Source organism: Devosia sp. XGJD_8 (assembly GCF_046614475.1).
In the GTDB taxonomy this organism is placed as follows: Bacteria; Pseudomonadota; Alphaproteobacteria; order Rhizobiales; family Devosiaceae; genus Devosia.
On the sequence record NZ_JBKJHF010000001.1, the window covers coordinates 2,301,411 to 2,320,770 of the forward strand.

The window sequence follows — 19,360 nt, forward strand, 5'->3', positions numbered from 1 at the left end:
GCCTGGGCGAGGCTCACAACGACAATGGGAGAGAGACCAATGGACTTAAATCGCAGAACCCTCATTCAGGCCGGTCTGTCGCTGGCCGCCCTGGCGGTCGCCGGTGGTGGGCGTGCTTTCGCCGCCGATGGCGGGGTGCTCAATATCGGCACCAATCGCGAAATGAATTACAACATGATGAGCTTCTCGCTGACCGGCGACAGCCTCGACTACGTCTATTCCTGGCCGATCTATGAGTCCCTGTTCCGCCCCAACGCGCAGGGTACTGTCGATCCGTGGCTGCTTGAATCGGTCGAGGCCGACCCGGAGGCCATGACCTACACATTTCATGTCCGCCCGGGCGTGACATTCTCGGATGGCACCCCGCTCGATGCCAAGACCGTCAAGTGGAACATCGACCACTACATGCAGGTCGGTGCGCGCCGCAACGCCCTGCTCGGCTCGCTGCAGTCGGTCGAACTGGTCGACGACATGACGCTCAAGCTGCAGCTCTCGACCTGGAGCTCCATCATCCCGACCGCCTTCTCGCGTGAGCCGGGCTACATGTTCTCCCAGCTGCAATATGAGACGCATGGCGACGAATATTGCCAGGAGCATCCCGTGGGCACAGGCCCCTTCGTGCTCGAAAGCTGGGAGCGCAACGTCAACAAGGTCTTCAAGCGCAACGAAAAATACTGGGGTGGTCCCGTCGCGCTCGAGGGGGTGACCTACACCATCTACAACGACCCGCTGGTTGGCCAGGCAGCCATGATGTCAGGCGAGATCGATGCCTTTGCCGGCATGGCCTATACCGGCTTCAAGCCGCTCGAAGACCGCGGCTACGAAATCGCCATTCCGCCGTTGAAGTCGCATTGCTCGCTGCTGGTTTTCAACTCGCGCAATGTCGGGGGCAACGACCCGACCGGCAATCTGCTCGTGCGTAAGGCCATCAGCCATGCCATCAACCGCGAGGAAGTTGTTAACGTAGCCTATCTCGGCCTCGCCGTACCCTCCGACCAGTTCGGCATCGGCACCCATTATCGCAATGAGGACATCGTGGGTTACCCCTACGATCCCGAAAAGGCCAAGACCCTCCTGGCCGAGGCTGGTTTTCCCGACGGCTTCACCACCAAGCTGATGACCGAGGCCGGCGCTGCCAACGCCACCGTGCTCCAGATCATCCAGGCCCATCTGGCCAATGTCGGCATCACCGCTGACATCGAGATCCCCACCGGCGCGGCCGGCAACCAGGCTGCCAGCGGCTGGGGTTATGGCATGTGGTACCAGACCTCGAGCGTCTACGTGAACGTTGCCATGCAGATGGCCAGCATGTTCCGCCAGAACCTGACCGGCAACATCCTCGGCCTGGCCACCATGGAGCGCCCCGATGAGGTGCATGAGCTGCTGTCCACGGCAGTCGCGGCCCAGTCGGATGCCGAAGCGGTCGCCGCGGTCCAGGAGGCCAACAAGCTGCTGATCGACGAATACGCCATCTACCTGCCCATCGCCGAATATGCCTACTCCTACATCGTCAGCGACCGGATCGCCGATACCGGTATCGGGGCGACGTTCTATTCGGTGGCGAGCCTCGAAAAGGCGCATCTCGCATAATGTCGGCCTACCTCATCAGGCGGGCATGGATCGCCATCGTCCTCATGCTGATCGTTTCCCTCCTCGTCTTCATGATGATGCGGGGACTACCCGGCGACCCAGCGCGCATCGCGCTGGGTGAGGCGGCCTCGGCCGTGGAAATCGAGGCCTATCGCGTCAGGATGGGCCTCAACCTTCCACTGCCAGTACAGTACTGGAACTGGATCGTCGGCATTGTCACGCGCTGGGATTTCGGGCTCTCGGTACTCAATGCCCGTAATGTCTCAGCCATCATCAGCGAAAGACTGCCCCGCACACTGTTGATCGGCATCCCGTCGATCATGGTCGGTGTGTTTTTCGGCATCCTGGTTGGTGTCGTCATGGCCACGCGACGGGGCGGTTGGCTCGACCAGCTATGCATGCTGGTCGTCAACTCCTTCCTGGGAACACCCCGCTTCCTGATCGCAATTTTTGGCGTGCTCATCCTGGGCATGCAACTGGGCTGGATCCCGCTGCAGGGCTATACGGCGCCCTGGGACGATTTCGGCAAGTTCCTGCACAAGGCGTTCTGGCCGATCATGGTCAACAGCCTCTACGTGTTTTCGGTCGTGGCCCGCTATCTGCGCACCAATCTGCTCGAGGTGATGAACCAGGATTTCATCCGCACTGCACGCGCCAATGGCCTGTCGGAACGGCGTGTCATCTATGGTCACGCCATCAAGAATGCTCTGATCCCGGTTATCACCATCATCGGCCTGCAGATGCCCCAAATCGTGGGCGGCTCGGTCATTGTGGAGTCGATCTTCAACATTCCGGGCATCGGTCAGCTGGTTCTGTCCGGCATTCTCGATCGAGACTATCTGGTGGTGCAGGCTGCCGTTCTCGCCATTGCCGCCGTGACCATCACGTCGAACCTTGTGGTCGATGTGGCCTATGCCGTGGTCGATCCCCGCATCCGCAAGTCGCTGAAGTAGGACCGATCATGACCATGCAGTCCCAATCGGCTGATACTCTTGCCCGTCGCCAGGCCTGGCGCCGCGCCGCCCGCATCTTCTTCAGCCGCGGCATCGTGGTTCAGATCTGCTGCGTCATCCTGGCAACCTTCTTTCTCGCAGCCGCGCTGGCCGATGTCATCGCGCCGTTCAATCCTGACGCGCAGGACATTGTCGGCGCGCTTCGCCTGCCCAATGCCGAGCATCTGCTGGGCCAGGACAATCTGGGGCGCGATATTCTCAGTCGCATCATCTATGGCGGTCGCGTGTCACTGTCCGTAAGCGTCCTGGCCGGGCTCATCGCCGCCGTCATCGGCATCAGCCTGGGCATGCTGTCGGGCTTTTACGGTGGCCGCCTCGGCCAGGCCATCATCAGCTTCACCGATGTCCTGCTCAGCATTCCGAACCTGGTGCTCTCGCTCGTACTGGTCGCCATCATGGGCGGAGGCCTGGTCAGCGTGGTGCTGGCCATCGGCCTGGGCATGGTGCCGACCTATATCCGCATGATGAATGGCCTGGTCCTGTCGCTGCGCGAGAATGACTATGTGATGGCCGCCCGTCTGATCGGGCAGAACGAATGGTCGATCCTGCTGCGCCACCTGCTGCCCAACAGCTTCCCGACCCTCGTCGTGCTGTTCACGATCAACCTGGGCAATGGCGTCCTCACCGAATCCACTTTGTCCTATCTGGGTGTCGGCATTGCGCCACCCACCGCCTCATGGGGCAGCATGGTGTCCGATATCTACCCCTACCTGCTGAGCGCGCCGTGGCTGGTCATCGCACCAAGCGCCTGCATCATCCTGATCATCATTTCATTCAACGTCGTCGGAGATGGCCTGCGTGACGCGTTCGACCCCAGGTTGCGAGGCAAGCTCTGATGACTGTCCCTGAACGGTTGCTCGACGTTCGCAACCTGCGAACCTCCTTCTTTACCGATGACGGCGAGGTCAAGGCCGTCGACGATGTGTCGTTTCATGTAGACAAGGGCGAGGTCGTTGCCATCGTTGGCGAAAGTGGTTGCGGCAAGTCGATGACGCAGCTTTCGATCATCCAGCTGATCCAGTCACCACCCGGCCGCATACTGGGCGGCGACGTGCGCTTCAATGAGCAGAACCTGCTCGAATTCGGTGCAACGTCGCGACAGATGCGAGCCGTGCGCGGCGCCGGCATCGCCATGATCTTTCAGGAGCCGATGACCTCGCTCAACCCGGTCTTGACCGTGGGGCGACAGCTCTCGGAGGTCATCCGGGTTCATGCCAGGATAGGTCGGAAGCAGGCTTGGCAGCGCGGCATCGCGGCGCTGGAGGCCGTAGGCATTCCCGAACCCGCGAGCCGGATGAACAACTACCCCTTCGAAATGAGCGGTGGCATGCGCCAGCGCGTGATGATTGCGGTGGCCGTCGCCTGCGATTCCGAACTCATCATCGCCGACGAGCCGACGACCGCGCTGGACGTCACCACGCAGGCCCAGGTGATGGAGCTGCTGCTCGACCTGGTAGAGACGCGACAGAAGTCGCTTATCGTCGTTACGCACAATCTCGGCTTGGTCTCTCGCTACGCCAAACGGGTCTACGTGATGTATGCGGGCAAGATCATCGAATCCGGCACCACCGAGCAGCTGCTGACCGATCCGCGCCACCCCTATACTATGGGCCTGTTGAACTCGATGCCCAAGCTGGAGGGCGATGCCGACGACGATCTGTTGCCGATTGAAGGCGCGCCGCCCAGCCTAAGCAACCTGCCCGCCGGTTGCGCTTTCCTGCCGCGATGCCCCATGGCGAGCGACATCTGCCGCAACCAGGGCTTTCCGGCCATGCGTGCGGCGGGCCAGGCGGGGCATCTGGCCGCCTGCCACCTGCAATGACGGAAATCCCCATCATGAACCAGCATATCGCTCCGGGCTCACCGCTGCTGGAGGTTCAGAACCTCAGCATGTCCTTTCCCGTCACCCGTGGCCTGATGCAGCGGCAGGTCGGCGAACTCAAGGCGGTCAACGACGTATCGTTCACGATCAACAAGGGCGAGACCTTTGGCCTTGTCGGCGAGAGCGGCTGCGGCAAGACGACAACGGGCAAATGCATCCTGCAGATCAACAAGCCGGTCGCCGGTCGAATTTTCTATAAGGGCGATGACCTTGCCCAGCATGAAAATCGGCAGTCGCGGGCACGTCGGCGCGAATTGCAGCTGATTTTTCAGGATCCCTATGGCTCCCTCGACCCAAGGCAGTCTGCATTTTCCATCCTGCGTGAAGCCGTTGAGGCTGATGGCAAGCGCCACGCTCCGGGCAGCGTCAGGGAAAGGATCGAAGAGCTGCTCGACATCGTCGAGCTCGGACCGTCCATGGGCCGGCGCTATCCGCATGAAATGAGCGGCGGCCAGCGTCAGCGCCTTGGCATCGCCCGCGCGCTGGCCTGCGATCCGGAACTGATCGTCTGTGACGAGCCGGTGTCGGCTCTCGATGTGTCGATCCAGGCCCAGATCATCAACCTCTTCAAGGCGATCCAGAAGCGAATGGGGATCACCTATCTCTTCGTCGCCCATGACCTGGCTGTGGTACGGCACGTCAGCGACAATATCGGGGTGATGTATCTGGGGCGGTTGGTCGAGGTCACCGATGCTCGCAACCTCTACATCAATCCCCTCCATCCCTATACCCAGGCCCTGCTATCGGCCATTCCCATCACCGACTACTATCTGGAACAGAAGCGGACGCGTATCACCCTTAAGGGGGAGGTTCCCAGCCCGATCAACGCCCCCTCCGGTTGCCCCTTCCATCCCCGCTGCCCCATCGCCACCTCCGAATGCCAGCAGACCATGCCGGAATTGCGCATGGTGGCCGGCAACCATCGTGTCGCCTGCCATAAGGTTTGAACCGGACGAGCGACAGCGCAGCGGCGCGGTCTATTCCCAGCCGCGAAACGGCGCAAACCCGCACGCCACAAGGGCTCGGGCGCACCGTCAGAAAACTTGTCCCCGTCCCCAAAACCTCCCGCATACTCTGCCCATCCCCGCCATTCACGCGGTGCCGACGAAGCACCGGGCGGGGGGACTGGCTGCATGGGGTCGCCCAGGCCGATGCGTGTATGCTGACCACCGGCTTCGCGCCGTCCCGCAGGGCAAATCTCTCCAGTGGAGAGATTTGAGGTTGGAAGGCCATGAGCGCCATGCGCGAATGGCACGACCCCCAGGCGGAGCGACACGATAAAACCCGAAAGGGCGGCCGCTCGATGCGTGCGCAGGAATACCAGCTCGTGTGAAGCGGCTTTCGCCTCTTCAAACTAGACAATTTGGCGGCGCAAGCCGTCGGGGCGAAAGCCGCTTCATACCGTGAAACCGTGAGGCCATAGGGCCGGGCGGCGCGAACCTGTGCCTGCACGACAAAGGATCATGAGAGGCGAGCCATGCCCGACACCGCATGCCGGCGGCTTCACCGCAGCAGCCCTTCGCGCGCAAACTCTTCCCAGCCCACCAGCTGCACCCGCTCGGCGGTATCCCCGTCGGCCGGCGCGATCTTGCCGCTCTTTTCGGCCCGCGCCAGCTTCCGGTTCCAGGCCGCACGCCGCCGGTTCTCGCGCGAGGTCTCGGCGTCCTGCTCGCGCCAGGCATCGAGCCGGTCGCTGTCGAGCAGCTCCTCCACCACGAGCGGGTCGAAGACATGGAAAGTAATCTTGCGCGCCCTGCCCCGCAGCTTGACGGTCCGCGTTCCGGCGCTGGGCAGCCTTCCGTCCTTGAGCCAGCGATGCCGCTCGGACGTCTTGATGGTGAGGATATCCTCGATCTCGCGCGGTATGACCGGCAGGCTCTCAATGCCCACCAGCGCCTGGGCGATGATCGCCGAGGCCGCGCGAAATGCCGCCGCCTCGCTCTCGGCCATGCCCAGCACCAGCGTCCCCGCCCGGACATCGAGTGCCTTGGCCATCGCCTTCGGCATCCGCGCCCGGGTCTCGAGCAAAATCCCCTTGGCGCGCACCGACGAGCCCAGCGTGGCTGCGGCAGGCAGGGTCCATTCCGCGGTCAGCTGCGGCTCGCTCTTGATCTTCTTGGCGCGGGTCATGGCTCTCCAGATAGGCGCCCCGCGGCCCGCCTGCAACCAATGCTCTCAGGTCAGCGCGTCCGAACCTGCCCCGGCAGACGCAGGCTGTCGCCCGTCCACCGCCTCGCCCATGCAGGTCTTGCACAGCGACTTGTCCTTGTAATGCAGCTGATCCATCCATTGCTGCGCCGCCTCGACCGTCGCGAACGGCGTCCAGGTCTGCGGGCCGCCGGGCACAAGCAGCCTGCGGGCCGGCCCGTGGCCATCTCGGCAATACATGCAGGATCCCAGGTGCAACCGCGCCCGATTGGCATCACTGGACGCAAAGACCCAATATCTGGCCATGCCGACAATCTCCTTCGAGTTGATAGAGATCGTAGCGCGTTCGGAAATGCACTGGTTTGATCCTGCTCAAAATAAGAGGGCTGCAATGACATCTCTGTCATTGCAGCCCTTTGGAAACATCGGCCAACCGCGCTGTTGAGGGCTTGGGGGACAAGCGGCCAGCACAACGTTCCTCGCTCACCGGTTTGCATGGGTCGCTTGCCGTGCCAGTGAACTGCCCTAAAAGATGGGCGCAAATTGCGGCGAGAAAAGTGGCTTCACTGAAGTGTGAAGCAAAGCGTGGAGCGTCGTCGCGCCTTGACGCAGTCATTCCCAATCGGGCGGAAACGGGTATAGAGCAAAGCCGTCACACCGCCGCTATACTTGTTGCGTCAGAAAACGCGATTCCCACCCGCAAGGCAGGCCCGATCCGGGGCCTGTGCAATGAAAGAGCATCATGACCACGATCAGCCCGCCCCGCCTAGAAAAGCAGTCCTTCACCGACCCGGAAAAGGCGTGGGAATATCTGGCCGAGCTCTATCACCGCAATACCGAGTTCATCCGCGGCCATCTCGCCGCCCTTGCCAAGGGCACAGTGCCGCCCGGCCGCGTGCGCGCCTGCTACCCCCAGGTCGAGGTCCGCTCCACCAGCTACAGCCGGCACGAGAGCACCCTGCCCTATGGGTTCCTCCACACACCCGGCCTCTACCGCACCACGGTCACCGCGCCGGACCTGTTCCGCACCTATTTCCAGGAACAGTTCACCGTCATCCTCAAGAATCACGGCGGCACCATCGATATCGCCGAGTCCGACACGCCCATTCCGCTGCACTTCGCCGTCAAGGCCAATGAGCGCATCGATGGCGAGGCGCTCAACGCCCTCAACGTGCCGCTGCGCGACGTGTTCGACGCCCCCGACCTGGGCAATACCGACGACGAGATCGCCAACGGCACCTTCGTGCCCCCCAAGGGCGGTCCCTACCCGCTCTCGGCCTTCACCGCCCCGCGCGTCGACTATTCCCTGTTCCGCCTCAGCCATTACACCGGTACCGACGCGGCCCATTTCCAGAATTTCGTGATCTTCACCAACTACGCCTTCTACATCGACGAGTTCTGCCGGGTGGCCAAGCAGTACATGGCCGACGGCCATGCCCACTACGACAGCTTCATCGAACCGGGCAATGTGGTGACCGACAATGCCCTCAAGGGCGGCAATGTCGAAGGTACAGCGCCGGTGCGCGCCCCGCAGATGCCGGCCTATCACCTCACGGCCGATCGCGGTCGCGGCATCACCATGGTCAATATCGGCGTCGGCCCCTCCAACGCCAAGACCATTACCGACCATATCGCCGTGCTGCGCCCGCATGCCTGGATCATGCTGGGCCACTGTGCCGGCCTGCGCAACAGCCAGGAACTGGGCGATTACGTCCTGGCCCACGCCTATGTGCGCGAGGACCACGTCCTCGATGCCGACCTCCCCCTCTCCGTCCCCATCCCCGCTCTGGCCGAAGTCCAGGTCGCGCTGGAACAGGCCGTGCACGAGATCACCGAGACCGAAGGCATCGAGACCAAGAAGATCATGCGCACGGGCACGGTGGCGACCTTCGACAATCGCAACTGGGAATTGCGTGACCAGGCCGAAATCACCCAGCGCCTTAGCCAGTCACGCGCCGTGGCGCTCGATATGGAAAGTGCCACCATCGCCGCCAACGGCTTCCGCTTCCGCGTGCCCTACGGGACCCTCCTCTGCGTCTCCGACAAACCCTTGCATGGCGAGCTAAAGCTCCCCGGCATGGCCTCGGACTTCTACCGCACCCAGGTCAACCGCCACCTGCAGATCGGCCTGCGTGCCATGGAAATCCTCCGCGACCAGCCGGCAGAACGCCTCCACTCCCGCAAACTCCGCAGCTTCGCCGAGACCGCGTTCCAATAGATCCCGTTGTAGCGGTGCCCCCCCTCTCACCTCGTGGGAGAAGGGGCCCGACGGGCGTATGAGGGGCGAGCGCAAAACAAAAAAGCCCGGCATCACTGCCGGGCTTTTGATTTGGTCCGCTGTCCTCAGCGACCCTTGACCACCGAATACCCGGCATATTTGGCCGAGGTGCCCAGCTGCTCTTCGATACGGATCAACTGGTTGTACTTGGCGAGGCGATCGGAACGGCTGAGCGAGCCGGTCTTGATCTGCCCGCAGTTGAGCGCCACTGCGAGGTCGGCAATGGTGGAGTCTTCGGTTTCGCCCGAGCGATGCGACATCACCGAGGTATAGCCGGCGCGGTGGGCGGTATCGACCGCATTGAGCGTCTCGGAGAGCGAGCCGATCTGGTTGACCTTGACGAGGATCGAGTTGGCAACGCCCATCTTGATGCCGGAGACGAGGCGCTGGGTATTGGTGACGAACAGATCGTCACCAACCAGCTGCACCTTCTTGCCGATGGCGTCGGTCAGGGCCTTCCAGCCTTCCCAGTCGTCTTCGCCCATGCCGTCTTCGATGGTGATGATAGGGTAGCGATTGGCCAGGTCTTCGAGGAAGCGCACGTTTTCGTCCGAGGAGAGCGACTTGCCCTCGCCGACCATCTCGTACTTGCCGCCCTTGTAGTATTCAGTCGCCGCGCAATCGAGGCCGAGGAAAATGTCCTCGCCCGGACGGTAACCGGCCTTTTCGATGGAACGCATGATGAAGCCCAGCGCATCGTCGGCCGACTTGAGGTTTGGCGCGAAGCCGCCTTCGTCGCCCACGGCAGTGTTGTGGCCTTCTGCGGACAGACCCTTCTTGAGGGTATGGAAGATTTCCGAGCCGATCCGCACGGCATCGGCGAGGTTTTCGGCGCCTGCCGGCAGGATCATGAATTCCTGCATGTCGATCGGATTGTCGGCATGCTCGCCGCCATTGATGATGTTCATCATCGGCACCGGCAGCACATGCGCGTTCGGGCCGCCGATATAGCGATAGAACGGCAGCTCGCTGGATTCAGCAGCGGCCTTGGCCACGGCGAGGGACACGCCGAGAATGGCATTGGCGCCGAGGCGCGACTTGTTTGGCGTGCCGTCGAGCTCGATCATGGCCTGATCGACGCCGAGCTGGTCCAGCGCATCCATGCCCTGGATTTCGTCGAAGATAGCGGTGTTGACGTTCTCGACAGCCTGGGTCACGCCCTTGCCGGAATATTTCTTGCCGCCATCGCGCAATTCCACCGCCTCATGAGCGCCCGTCGAAGCGCCCGAGGGCACTGCAGCGCGGCCGAAGCTGCCATCATCGAGCACCACATCGACTTCGACCGTGGGATTGCCGCGGCTGTCGTAGATCTGGCGGCCGGTGACGTGGATAATCGAAGACATGGAAAGCCCCTTCCCGATTGGGATTGCACAGTGTTTGCGCCTGTCTAGACGCAGAGTGTGACAAGGAAAAGAGGCATACCGCAAAATAATGCCTCGGACCGAGGCAAGGCAGGCCGGACTGATGAAACCGCGGGCAGTCAGCTACACCCAGACGGACTGCCCGCGGCAACTTGCAGTCAGGTGGAGATCACGTTACGCCTGACGCGTATTAGCGCTAATGCGCCTGGAGAGTTTGCAATGCCCAAGCCGTTCATCAAGCAGGTCGCCCATACCTGTATCTTCGCCCACGATCTCGACAAGACCGAGGCCTTCTATCGGGACGTTCTGGGCATCCCCACGGCATTCACCTTCATGCGGGGCGAAGAGCGTATCGGCTACTATCTGGACTTCGGCGCACGTACCTTCGTCGAAGTCTTCCGCAAGGCGGATTCGAGCTTCGCCGAGACCAACCAGATCAATCATATCTGCCTGGAAACAGAGGACCTCGACGGCCTGCTCGCACACGTGCGCGCTCAGGGAGTTGAGATCACCGACAAGAAGCTTGGCGTGGATGGCACATGGCAGGCATGGACCAGTGACCCAAACGGGGTGAAGCTGGAAATATTCCAGTACACGCCAGAGAGCATGCAGTTCAAACCGCATGGTGGCATCTGCCAGGTCAACTGGTAGCGGTCAGGCGGGCGACTCCACCTGGCCATCGCCGATGAGCCAAGTCACTGCCTCCTGGACGGCCTCCAGCGACGTATAGCGCGGCGCGTAGCCCAGCAGGCGCCGTGCCTTGTCGATGGAACAGTTGGGCGAGCGCGCAACGTGTTCCCAGGTAGCCTTCGCCTCCTCCGGGTCCTGACCCTTCGCCCATTCGGCATAGGCGGCAAAGGCAAGGTTGGGCTGGTGGCCAAACCAGCGATACATGGCCTCGGCATAGCCGCGGAGCGTCAATGCGGCGTCAGACACAGCGTGAAACGCTTCCCCCAGCGCCGCATGGCGATTGTCGATGGCTCGGATAACCAACTGGGCAATATCGTCGGCATGGACATGATGCACGGTCTCCATGCCGAAATTGGGGAGCGACAGGGTTTCATTGCGGGCAATCGCGCTGAACACGGCCGGATTGAAATGGCCGGCGGGATTGAGTGGCGCCCAGCCCGGACCGACGATATGACCAGGATGCAAGATAGTGACCGGAAAATTCTGTCGCCGGGCGCGCGTCAATAGGTCAGTTTCAATGGCGGCCTTTTGCACGCCATAGTCGCCAAAGGGATATTTGGCAGCCGATTCCAGCGTTGGCACGATGGCGGAGGTACCATGCGTCCAGATGGTGCCGATATGGATGAACTGGCTGACGCGTCCCTGCAGGGCGTCCACCAGCTGGCTATTGCTGGACTGGGTGAAACAGATGAGGTCGATGACGACGTCCGCCTCCAGCGCGGCGATGGCACTGCCGAACTGTCCCCGCGCCTCCTCTGCTTCGCGGTCCAGAACAACGGTCGTCACATGCCGCCAGACAGGGCTTTGCTGATAGGGCTTGGCGACACCGCGGCTGATGGCGGTGACGTCATGGCCGGCCATGACGAGGCGCGGAATCAGATAGGTGCCTATATGGCCGGTGGCTCCGATGACGACAACCTTGCTCATGGCTTGTCCTGATCCTTGTCGTCGCGCTGATGCCCGGCAATACGCTTGTCGGCCAGCGCCTTTTCAGCGGCTGTCAGCTGCTTCTCGGCCTTGGTGCGACCAAAGCTGATGCGGTTCTGTTCGGCCTGCGCTTCCTTGGCCGAGCGGGCCTTCTGCTTGCGAACGGTCTTGAGGCTGATGATCTCGGCCATGGGTGGCTCCGGCGGCTGGTTAGCCATGGCTAACACGGTACAAGTGCCACGGCCAATTCACTTCGTCTGTGCATCGCGCTTGAGGCGAAGGTAGACGCTGTCGCACCATTCTTCGCCCAGCAGAAAGGTGCGCTCCGCCCTTCCGGTCTCGACAAAGCCCAGCTTGTTCAGGGTCTTCAAAGAGCCCCCATTGCGCGGGTCGACGTCGGCCTTGAGTTCGGCCGCGTCCGTCACCGCGAAGATATGCTTGATGGCCGCCTGGGCGGCCTCGGTGGCGATCCCGCGGCCCCAGAATGCGGGGTGGATGATGAAACCGAAGTCGGGCAGACGCCCTGCCCCGACTTCGCCAATCAACCTGCCATCCAGCTCGATGGCAAAATGCTGACCACCAGACGCGAGCCGGGCGAGCATGCGCTCCAGCCAGGCCTGGGTCACTTCGCGATCCGGGTGCGGAAGCGTCGACCAGTAACGCATGGCAGACGGGTCGGACATGATCTCGAAAAAGGCATCGAGATCACGGCGCGCGGGGCGACGGAGCAATAGACGCTCCGTGCGGATTTCCATCAGACGAGGCGGCTCTGTTCCATCGCTGCAGCGATGAAGCTGGCAAACAGCGGATGTGGCTCGAACGGCTTGGATTTCAGTTCCGGATGGAACTGCACGCCGATGAACCACGGATGGTCCGTGCGCTCGACAATCTCGGGCAGCTTGCCGTCGGGGGAAACGCCGGAAAACAGCAGGCCGTTCTTTTCGAGCAGCTTGCGGTAATCCATGTTCACCTCATAGCGGTGACGGTGGCGCTCGGAGATGCGGGTAGTGCCGTAAATGTCGGCAACGCGAGAACCGCGTGTCAGCTGGGCCGGATAAGCACCGAGTCGCATGGTGCCGCCGAGATCGCCCTCGCTGGCGCGCTTTTCGGTGTCGTTGCCCTTCACCCACTCGGTCATCATGCCCACGATCGGCTCCTTGGTCGGACCGAACTCGGTGGATGAGGCATTCTTGATGCCGGCCGTGTTGCGAGCAGCCTCGACGCAAGCCATTTGCATGCCAAAGCAGATGCCGAAATAGGGCACGTCCTTGATGCGGGCAAAACGGGCCGCCTCGATCTTGCCGGCCGAACCGCGCTCGCCGAAGCCGCCAGGCACCAGGATGCCGTGCACATGTTCGAGATAGGGCGCCGGATCGTCGCGCTCGAAGACTTCCGAATCAATCCACTGCAGGTTGACCTTGACCTTGTTGGCGATGCCGCCATGGGTCAGGGCCTCTGAAAGGGACTTATAAGCATCCTTGAGGCCGGTATACTTGCCAACGATGGCGATGTTGACCTCGCCCTCCGGATTGTGAAGGCGGGCGGACACATCTTCCCACGCCGAAAGATCGGGGGCCGGCGCATCGGTGATGCCGAAGGCGGCAAGGATTTCGCGGTCGAGGCCTTCCTTGTGATAGGCCAGCGGCACGTCATAGATCGAGCCGACATCGAGGCCCTGGATAACGGCGCTCTCGCGCACGTTGCAGAACAGGCTGAGCTTCTTCTTCTCGCCCTCGGGAATGGGGCGATCGCACCGCACCAGCAGCACATCCGGCGCGATGCCAATGGAACGCAATTCGCGCACCGAGTGCTGCGTCGGCTTGGTCTTGAGCTCCCCTGCCGACGGGATATAGGGCATCAGCGTCAGGTGAAGGTAGCAGGTATCCCCACGCGGCAGATCATTGCCCAGCTGGCGGATCGCCTCGAAGAACGGCAAGCCCTCGATATCGCCGACCGTGCCGCCGACCTCGACCAGCACGAAATCGAAGTCCTCATTGCCCTCGATGACGAAATTCTTGATGGCGTCGGTCACATGCGGGATGACCTGCACGGTGGCGCCGAGATACTCGCCCTTCCGCTCCTTGGCCAGGATGTCGGAATAGATGCGCCCCGTCGTGATATTGTCGCGCTTGTTGGCGGCGCGGCCGGTGAAGCGCTCATAGTGGCCAAGATCGAGATCGGTCTCCGCCCCGTCATCGGTGACGAAGACTTCGCCATGCTGGGTGGGCGACATCGTGCCCGGATCGATGTTGAGATAGGGGTCGAGCTTGCGCAGGCGAACCTTGTAGCCGCGCGCTTGCAGCACGGCGCCAAGCGCCGCCGATGCAAGACCTTTACCCAATGAGGAGACCACGCCTCCGGTGATGAATACGTACCGAGCCATGGGCGTTCACCTTAATCACATCAACGTCGATTCGTAGAGGCTGCGAACGCCCCCACACAAAAAAGAAGAAGGGGATGTTTCCATCCCCCTCTTTGTTTGCGCCTTGCGGCGGTCAGTTGGTCGCCGGAGCGACCGGTTCCTCGGCCGGCGCGGCCGCCGGAGCCTCGGGCACAGGCAGGTCGCTCGTCGCTGCGGGAGTCGTGGCCGCGGGCGCCGGTGCTGTGTCTTCGGTCACCGGATCGGTGCCGGCAGGGGCAACCGGGTCGGTGGCGGGAACCGGCAGGTCGGACGGCGTGCCGCTTTGCAGCGAGTTCAGTGCATCGAGCACGCTGGTCGGCGCCGCACCGTCCTCGGTGGTCGTCGCGCGCTCGAGAATGCCCGACGTCGTCCGATCCAGTTCGGAAAGAATGGTCAACCCGATGGCCGTCGCAAAGAACAGCGTGGCCAGAATAGCCGTGGTACGGGTCAGCAGGTTGGCCGAGCCGCGCGCGGTCATGAAGCCGCCGCCACCACCGCCACCGCCAATGCCTAGCGCGCCGCCCTCGGAGCGCTGCAGCAGGATTACCGCGATCAGCGCCAGGACGATCAGCAAATAGGCCACAATCAGGACGTTTGCCATTCTGTCTCAGTCTATTGGTCTGTCAAAAGATGCGGCGTCTTACACGCCCCGCGCCGCAAATGCCAGAGGCCGGGCGGAATTTCCGGCCAGCCTCCAAGCATTCATGATGCGCTATACCGCTGAGATAATGGTGTAGAAGTCCTTTGCCAAGAGGCTGGCACCACCGACTAGGCCACCATTGACGTTTTCCACCTGGAGAATCTCACGCGCATTCTGCGGCTTGAGCGAACCACCATAGAGAATACGGACCCCAGCGCCCTTTTCGCCGAACCGATCTGTGAGCTGGCGGCGGATCGAGCCATGCATCTGGGCAATGTCGTCATTGCTCGGCGTGCGGCCGGTGCCGATGGCCCAGATGGGCTCATAGGCGACGATCACCTCATGTTGTTCGGCCGCATCGGGGATCGAACCCGCCAGCTGGTTCGCGACCACGTCTTCGGCATTGCCGGCATCACGCTCCGCTTCGGTTTCCCCCACGCAGATGATGGGCTTGAGTCCGGCGCCGATCGCGGCCTCGGCCTTGGCGCGCACCTGCTCGTCGGTTTCACCATAGGCAGCACGGCGTTCAGAATGGCCGACAATGACATACTGCGCCCCGGCATCCGCCAGCATGCCCGCCGCGATATCACCGGTATGCGCACCCGATGCAGCTGCATGGCAGTCCTGGCCGCCCGCCAGAATCCCGGCGCTGGCGCCCTGCCGCGCGACCGCGGCAACGATGGTGGCCGGCGGACAGATCACCACGACGGCACGCGGCGCCTCACCGGTCGTGAGCATGCCTGCAAGCGCTGTCAATTCGTCCAGCGAGCCCCTCAGGCCGTTCATTTTCCAGTTCCCTGCGATCAGCGGCGTTATTGTCGTTGTCACTCTTTGCTCCTGCTGCCTCTTGCACCGTGGCTGGCTTTGCCCTAACCCCGGCTGTCAAAATGGATTACTAGTGCCCTCCCGCTGCTGCGGTAAAGCCTGGTGTTGCCTAAGTGGAACGTCTCAGATGCTCGATAGTTTGCGTGTTTTTGCAAAATCCTGGCCCGGCAAGGTCATGGGGGCCTTCCTTCTGGTAGGCGTGGCAGGCTTCGGCATCAACAACGTTATCACCGATCTCGGTACCAATACCGTGGCGCGCGTGGGCGATGAGGAGATCAATTCCCGCGAGTTCCTCCGCGCTTACCAGAACCAGCTCAATGAGGTCGCCCAGCAACTTGGCTCCTTCCCGACTGCCGAGGAAGCCGTCAATCTGGGCATTCCCTCCATGGTGCTGCAGAACCTGGCACAGGACGCGGCGCTCAATCGGTTGGCCACAGGCTTCGGTCTTGGCGTGTCCGAACAGAAGCTGAGCGACATGCTGCGCGCCGATCCGTCGTTCCACAATGCGCTGGGCGCCTTCACGCCGGAAAACTTCAATCAGGTGCTGCAGATGAGCGGCCTCACCGAGGCCGAGTATTTCGAGGACCAGAGCGACGCCGCCCGGCGCCAGCAGCTGATCCTGAGCCTCTTTGGCGATACTGCTCTGCCCGAAACCGCGTCGGGCCTGATCAATCGCTATGTCGCCGACCAGCGCACCATCGACTATTTCGCGCTGGGCGAGACCAATATCGAGACACCCGCCGCGCCGACCGAAGCCGAGCTCGCCGCCTATCTCGCCGAGCATCAGGCCGAGTTCCGTACGGTTGAGACCCGCAATGTGCAGATGCTGCGGCTCTCTGCCGCCGAGCTGGCCGCCACCAAGACAATATCTGAGGAAGCCATCGCCGCAGAATACGAGCGCACCAAGGCCAATTTGACCCGGGCGGAACGCCGTACCATCCAGCAGGTCGTACTGAATGCCGACCAGGTCGCCGCGTTCGAAGCCGGCCTGGCCGCGGGCACGCCCTTCGAGACCCTGATCGCCGAGGCGGGCATTACGCCTACCGATCTGGGGACGCTGGCACAGGCCGATATCACGGATGCCAACCTTGCCACTGCCGCCTTCGGCCTGCAGCAGGGTGACTTTGCCCTGATCGATGGGGTTGCGGGCAAGCGCGCTGTACATGTTTCGGCCATCGAGGCCGGCGGCGTCCCCGCACTCGATGACGTCCGCGAGCAGATTTCTCAGACCTTGGCGCTGGCCGAGGCTCGCAACGAGCTCGGTGATGTCCAGGATCAGATCGAGGAACTGCGCGCCGCCTTCCGGCCACTGACCGAGATCGCCGAGCGCTTCGGCCTGGACCTCTACGAAGCCGACGTAACCGCCGGTGGCGCCGAGCTGACCGTCATCCCCGATCTCGCGGCTGAGGACAGCCCGCGCGTCGCCCAGGCGATCTTCAAGGCGGAGGAAGGCGCGCTGACGGCCGCAGTCCCGCTCGCCGGCAACGGCAACCTGTGGTTCGACCTCAATACCATTGAGCCGGCCCGTGATCAGACGCTGGATGAAGTCCGCGACGCCGTGGCCGAGGCTCTCACCACCGAACGTACCAACAATGCCATTCTGGCGGCACAGGCCGACGCGGTCGCCCGCCTGGACAATGGTGAGGCCCTGGCCGACATCGCTGCGTCCTACAATGTCTTCCCGCAGATCAGCGCGCCCTTCACACGCTTCGGCTCGGAAGACGGCACCATTGACGGCGCCGTGGCATCGGCCGCCTTTGCTGGCGATGAGAACCACCACGGTTCAGCTGTCAGCCAGGGTGGCGAATTCATCGTCTTCGAGGTGACGGACCTGACGCCGGCGACCGGCCCGCTGGAAGAGGCAGCCAATGCCAGCCTTGAGAACGAAGCGCGCATCGGTCTCTATGGCGACTTCGTCAGCGCCGTGCGGGACGATGCTGGCCTGCGCATCAACCAGCAGGCACTCAGCCAGGCGCTGGCACTCAATACCGGCCAGTAATTCACAAGCCGGACCAACCCTAAACTGGACACCACAGCGATGGACGACGACTTCTATCAGCGCTTCCAAGATCAATATGATGCTGGAAAGTCGCAGATCGTCTGGCGTCGCATCGTGGCGGACCTCGAAACGCCGATCGGCACCTATCTCAAGCTCGCCGAGGGCCGGAAGAACACTTTCCTGCTCGAATCCGTGCAGGATGCGGCGGTGCGCGGGCGCTATTCCATCATCGGCACGCAACCGGACGTGATCCTCAAGGTTGAGGCTGGCTCGGCGGCAATCAATCGCTCGGCGCAGATCGACGATACCAGCTTCGAGCCCCTGCCCGACCTGCCGCTCGATGCGCTCCGCCACCTGGTCGCCGACAGCAAGATCGACGTGCCGCCCGGCCTGCCGCCGCAATCCGCCGGCGTCTATGGCTATCTCGGCTACGAAATGGTCCGCTACATGGAAGTGCTGCCCGACAGCAATCCGGACCACCTGCAGACGCCCGAGGCTGTGCTGATGCGGCCATCACTGCTGGCCATTTTCGATACGCTCAAGGATGAGCTCTACCTGACGGCGCCGGTCTATGTCCGGGCCGGTGTATCGGCTCGCCAGGCCTATGAAGCCGCCGAAGCGCGGATCGATGATGCCATCGGCCGCCTGGGACGCGCCATGCCGGCAACCCCAGCTTTGCCCGATCTCGAGAGCATCGCCATCGCCAGCAATACGTCGAAGGACGAGTATTTCGCGATGGTCGCCAAGGCCAAGGAATACATCACGGCAGGCGACATCTTCCAGGTGGTGCTGAGCCAAAGGTTCTCGGCAGATTTCACCCTGCCGCCCACCGCGCTCTATCGTGCGCTGCGCCGGACCAATCCCAGCCCTTACATGTATTTCCTTGATTTCGGCGGCTTTGCTGTGGCCGGATCGAGCCCGGAAATCCTCGTGCGGGTGCAGGATGGTGAAGTCACCATCCGCCCCATCGCCGGCACCCGCAAGCGCGGCTCGACCCCGACCCGCGACCAGGAACTGGCGGCCGAACTGCTGGCCGACCCCAAGGAACTGGCCGAGCACCTGATGCTGCTCGATCTGGGTCGCAATGACGTGGGCCGCGTCGCCAAGACCGGCACGGTCAAGGTGACAGACAAGTTCTTCCTCGAATACTATTCCCACGTCATGCACATCGTTTCCAACGTCGTGGGGCAGCTCGATCCCAAATACGACTTCGTCGACGCGCTCTCGGCCGGTTTCCCGGCCGGCACGGTCTCCGGCGCCCCCAAGGTGCGGGCCATGGAGATCATCGACGAACTGGAGAAGTCCCGGCGCGGCATCTACGGCGGTTGCGTCGGCTATTTCGGTGCCGATGGCACCATGGACACCTGCATCGTGCTGCGCACCGCCATCCTCAAGGACGGCAAGCTCTACGTGCAGTCGGGCGCGGGTATCGTCGCCGACAGCGTGCCCGAGCTTGAGCAGATGGAGTGCGAAAACAAGGCCCGCGCCCTTTTCAGCGCCGCCGAGGAAGCGCTACGCTATGCTGGCGAGGCGAGGATCGGGCAATGAAGGCGCACACACTCATTCAACATCGATGGCGCAACGGGTTCTGAACACCGAACCTGTT

At 62.5% G+C, this 19,360-nt stretch carries 18 protein-coding genes; 9 read left to right on the plus strand and 9 right to left on the minus strand.

Going from position 1 to position 19,360, the window contains the following annotated elements:
* Positions 1 to 39 precede the first annotated feature (39 nt).
* Genes ACLI1C_RS10840 through ACLI1C_RS10860 form a run of 5 tightly spaced genes read left to right on the plus strand, consistent with a single transcriptional unit; the run spans position 40 to position 5,432 of the window.
* Complete coding sequence (locus ACLI1C_RS10840; RefSeq protein WP_411396865.1) at positions 40 to 1,590, plus strand: ABC transporter substrate-binding protein; 1,551 nt, start codon at positions 40 to 42, stop codon at positions 1,588 to 1,590.
* Positions 1,590 to 2,543, plus strand: coding sequence for an ABC transporter permease (locus ACLI1C_RS10845; RefSeq protein ID WP_411396866.1), 954 nt, complete (start codon positions 1,590 to 1,592; stop codon positions 2,541 to 2,543). The genes ACLI1C_RS10840 and ACLI1C_RS10845 overlap by 1 nt, the downstream gene beginning before the upstream one ends.
* Positions 2,544 to 2,551: 8 nt before the next feature.
* A complete protein-coding gene (locus tag ACLI1C_RS10850; protein WP_411396867.1) occupies positions 2,552 to 3,439 on the plus strand; it encodes an ABC transporter permease in 888 nt (295 codons plus the stop codon).
* Complete coding sequence (locus ACLI1C_RS10855) at positions 3,439 to 4,425, plus strand: ABC transporter ATP-binding protein (RefSeq protein ID WP_411396868.1); 987 nt, start codon at positions 3,439 to 3,441, stop codon at positions 4,423 to 4,425. The genes ACLI1C_RS10850 and ACLI1C_RS10855 overlap by 1 nt, the downstream gene beginning before the upstream one ends.
* 14 nt (positions 4,426 to 4,439) lie before the next feature.
* Positions 4,440 to 5,432 (plus strand): ABC transporter ATP-binding protein, encoded by a 993-nt coding sequence (locus ACLI1C_RS10860; protein WP_411396869.1) that lies wholly within the window; start codon positions 4,440 to 4,442, stop codon positions 5,430 to 5,432.
* Positions 5,433 to 5,988: 556 nt separating this feature from the next.
* Here the strand turns inward: ACLI1C_RS10860 and ACLI1C_RS10865 are convergent.
* Both ACLI1C_RS10865 and ACLI1C_RS10870 read right to left on the minus strand, forming a co-directional pair.
* A complete protein-coding gene (locus tag ACLI1C_RS10865) occupies positions 5,989 to 6,615 on the minus strand; it encodes a hypothetical protein (protein WP_411396870.1) in 627 nt (208 codons plus the stop codon).
* A gap of 45 nt (positions 6,616 to 6,660) precedes the next feature.
* Positions 6,661 to 6,939, minus strand: coding sequence for a hypothetical protein (locus ACLI1C_RS10870; RefSeq protein ID WP_411396871.1), 279 nt, complete (start codon positions 6,937 to 6,939; stop codon positions 6,661 to 6,663).
* A 436-nt stretch (positions 6,940 to 7,375) separates the two neighbouring features.
* Here ACLI1C_RS10870 and ACLI1C_RS10875 point away from each other — a divergent pair, with 436 nt between their 5' ends.
* Positions 7,376 to 8,851: an AMP nucleosidase gene (locus ACLI1C_RS10875; RefSeq protein ID WP_411396872.1), complete on the plus strand. Its 1,476-nt coding sequence runs from the start codon at positions 7,376 to 7,378 to the stop codon at positions 8,849 to 8,851.
* 125 nt (positions 8,852 to 8,976) lie between these two features.
* Here the strand turns inward: ACLI1C_RS10875 and eno are convergent, their stop codons facing one another.
* Positions 8,977 to 10,254: a phosphopyruvate hydratase gene (gene eno / locus ACLI1C_RS10880; protein WP_411396873.1), complete on the minus strand. Its 1,278-nt coding sequence runs from the start codon at positions 10,252 to 10,254 to the stop codon at positions 8,977 to 8,979.
* Positions 10,255 to 10,491: 237 nt separating this feature from the next.
* On the opposite strand from eno, the gene ACLI1C_RS10885 reads away from it, so the two are divergent.
* Positions 10,492 to 10,923 (plus strand): VOC family protein, encoded by a 432-nt coding sequence (locus tag ACLI1C_RS10885; RefSeq protein ID WP_411396874.1) that lies wholly within the window; start codon positions 10,492 to 10,494, stop codon positions 10,921 to 10,923.
* Between the two features lie 3 nt (positions 10,924 to 10,926).
* Here the strand turns inward: ACLI1C_RS10885 and ACLI1C_RS10890 are convergent, their stop codons facing one another.
* The 6 genes from ACLI1C_RS10890 to tpiA all read right to left on the minus strand — a co-directional run bounded on the left by ACLI1C_RS10890 (position 10,927) and on the right by tpiA (position 15,758).
* Positions 10,927 to 11,889, minus strand: a complete 963-nt coding sequence (locus tag ACLI1C_RS10890) for an NAD-dependent epimerase/dehydratase family protein (RefSeq protein WP_411396875.1) — start codon at positions 11,887 to 11,889, stop codon at positions 10,927 to 10,929.
* Positions 11,886 to 12,080, minus strand: coding sequence for a DUF4169 family protein (locus tag ACLI1C_RS10895; protein WP_411396876.1), 195 nt, complete (start codon positions 12,078 to 12,080; stop codon positions 11,886 to 11,888). The genes ACLI1C_RS10890 and ACLI1C_RS10895 overlap by 4 nt, the downstream gene beginning before the upstream one ends.
* A gap of 57 nt (positions 12,081 to 12,137) precedes the next feature.
* On the minus strand, positions 12,138 to 12,644 hold the full coding sequence (locus ACLI1C_RS10900) for a GNAT family N-acetyltransferase (RefSeq protein ID WP_411396877.1): 507 nt from the start codon (positions 12,642 to 12,644) through the stop codon (positions 12,138 to 12,140).
* Positions 12,644 to 14,272 carry a CTP synthase gene (locus ACLI1C_RS10905; RefSeq protein ID WP_411396878.1) on the minus strand — a complete coding sequence of 543 codons (1,629 nt, stop codon included), beginning with the start codon at positions 14,270 to 14,272 and terminating at the stop codon, positions 12,644 to 12,646. The genes ACLI1C_RS10900 and ACLI1C_RS10905 overlap by 1 nt, the downstream gene beginning before the upstream one ends.
* 112 nt (positions 14,273 to 14,384) lie before the next feature.
* Positions 14,385 to 14,891: a preprotein translocase subunit SecG gene (gene secG, locus ACLI1C_RS10910; protein WP_411396879.1), complete on the minus strand. Its 507-nt coding sequence runs from the start codon at positions 14,889 to 14,891 to the stop codon at positions 14,385 to 14,387.
* A 111-nt stretch (positions 14,892 to 15,002) separates the two neighbouring features.
* Entirely contained in the window at positions 15,003 to 15,758 is a 756-nt protein-coding gene (gene tpiA / locus ACLI1C_RS10915) for a triose-phosphate isomerase (protein WP_411396880.1), read from the minus strand.
* Positions 15,759 to 15,882: 124 nt separating this feature from the next.
* Between tpiA and ACLI1C_RS10920 the strand changes: the two genes are divergently transcribed.
* Together ACLI1C_RS10920 and trpE are read left to right on the plus strand one after the other, a co-directional pair.
* A complete protein-coding gene (locus tag ACLI1C_RS10920) occupies positions 15,883 to 17,754 on the plus strand; it encodes a SurA N-terminal domain-containing protein (RefSeq protein WP_411396881.1) in 1,872 nt (623 codons plus the stop codon).
* Between the two features lie 39 nt (positions 17,755 to 17,793).
* Positions 17,794 to 19,302, plus strand: a complete 1,509-nt coding sequence (gene trpE / locus ACLI1C_RS10925) for an anthranilate synthase component I (RefSeq protein ID WP_411396882.1) — start codon at positions 17,794 to 17,796, stop codon at positions 19,300 to 19,302.
* Positions 19,303 to 19,360: the final 58 nt, after the last annotated feature.

Excerpts from the sequence above, each read along its gene's own strand:
- ACLI1C_RS10840 (WP_411396865.1), top strand. The coding sequence starts at position 40 with ATGGACTTAAATCGCAGAACCCTCATTCAGGCCGGTCTGTCGCTGGCC.
- ACLI1C_RS10845 (WP_411396866.1), top strand. The coding sequence starts at position 1,590 with ATGTCGGCCTACCTCATCAGGCGGGCATGGATCGCCATCGTCCTCATG.
- ACLI1C_RS10850 (WP_411396867.1), top strand. The coding sequence starts at position 2,552 with ATGACCATGCAGTCCCAATCGGCTGATACTCTTGCCCGTCGCCAGGCC.
- ACLI1C_RS10855 (WP_411396868.1), top strand. The coding sequence starts at position 3,439 with ATGACTGTCCCTGAACGGTTGCTCGACGTTCGCAACCTGCGAACCTCC.
- ACLI1C_RS10860 (WP_411396869.1), top strand. The coding sequence starts at position 4,440 with ATGAACCAGCATATCGCTCCGGGCTCACCGCTGCTGGAGGTTCAGAAC.
- ACLI1C_RS10865 (WP_411396870.1), bottom strand. The coding sequence starts at position 6,615 with ATGACCCGCGCCAAGAAGATCAAGAGCGAGCCGCAGCTGACCGCGGAA.
- ACLI1C_RS10870 (WP_411396871.1), bottom strand. The coding sequence starts at position 6,939 with ATGGCCAGATATTGGGTCTTTGCGTCCAGTGATGCCAATCGGGCGCGG.
- ACLI1C_RS10875 (WP_411396872.1), top strand. The coding sequence starts at position 7,376 with ATGACCACGATCAGCCCGCCCCGCCTAGAAAAGCAGTCCTTCACCGAC.
- eno (WP_411396873.1), bottom strand. The coding sequence starts at position 10,254 with ATGTCTTCGATTATCCACGTCACCGGCCGCCAGATCTACGACAGCCGC.
- ACLI1C_RS10885 (WP_411396874.1), top strand. The coding sequence starts at position 10,492 with ATGCCCAAGCCGTTCATCAAGCAGGTCGCCCATACCTGTATCTTCGCC.
- ACLI1C_RS10890 (WP_411396875.1), bottom strand. The coding sequence starts at position 11,889 with ATGAGCAAGGTTGTCGTCATCGGAGCCACCGGCCATATAGGCACCTAT.
- ACLI1C_RS10895 (WP_411396876.1), bottom strand. The coding sequence starts at position 12,080 with ATGGCCGAGATCATCAGCCTCAAGACCGTTCGCAAGCAGAAGGCCCGC.
- ACLI1C_RS10900 (WP_411396877.1), bottom strand. The coding sequence starts at position 12,644 with ATGGAAATCCGCACGGAGCGTCTATTGCTCCGTCGCCCCGCGCGCCGT.
- ACLI1C_RS10905 (WP_411396878.1), bottom strand. The coding sequence starts at position 14,272 with ATGGCTCGGTACGTATTCATCACCGGAGGCGTGGTCTCCTCATTGGGT.
- secG (WP_411396879.1), bottom strand. The coding sequence starts at position 14,891 with ATGGCAAACGTCCTGATTGTGGCCTATTTGCTGATCGTCCTGGCGCTG.
- ACLI1C_RS10920 (WP_411396881.1), top strand. The coding sequence starts at position 15,883 with ATGCTCGATAGTTTGCGTGTTTTTGCAAAATCCTGGCCCGGCAAGGTC.
- trpE (WP_411396882.1), top strand. The coding sequence starts at position 17,794 with ATGGACGACGACTTCTATCAGCGCTTCCAAGATCAATATGATGCTGGA.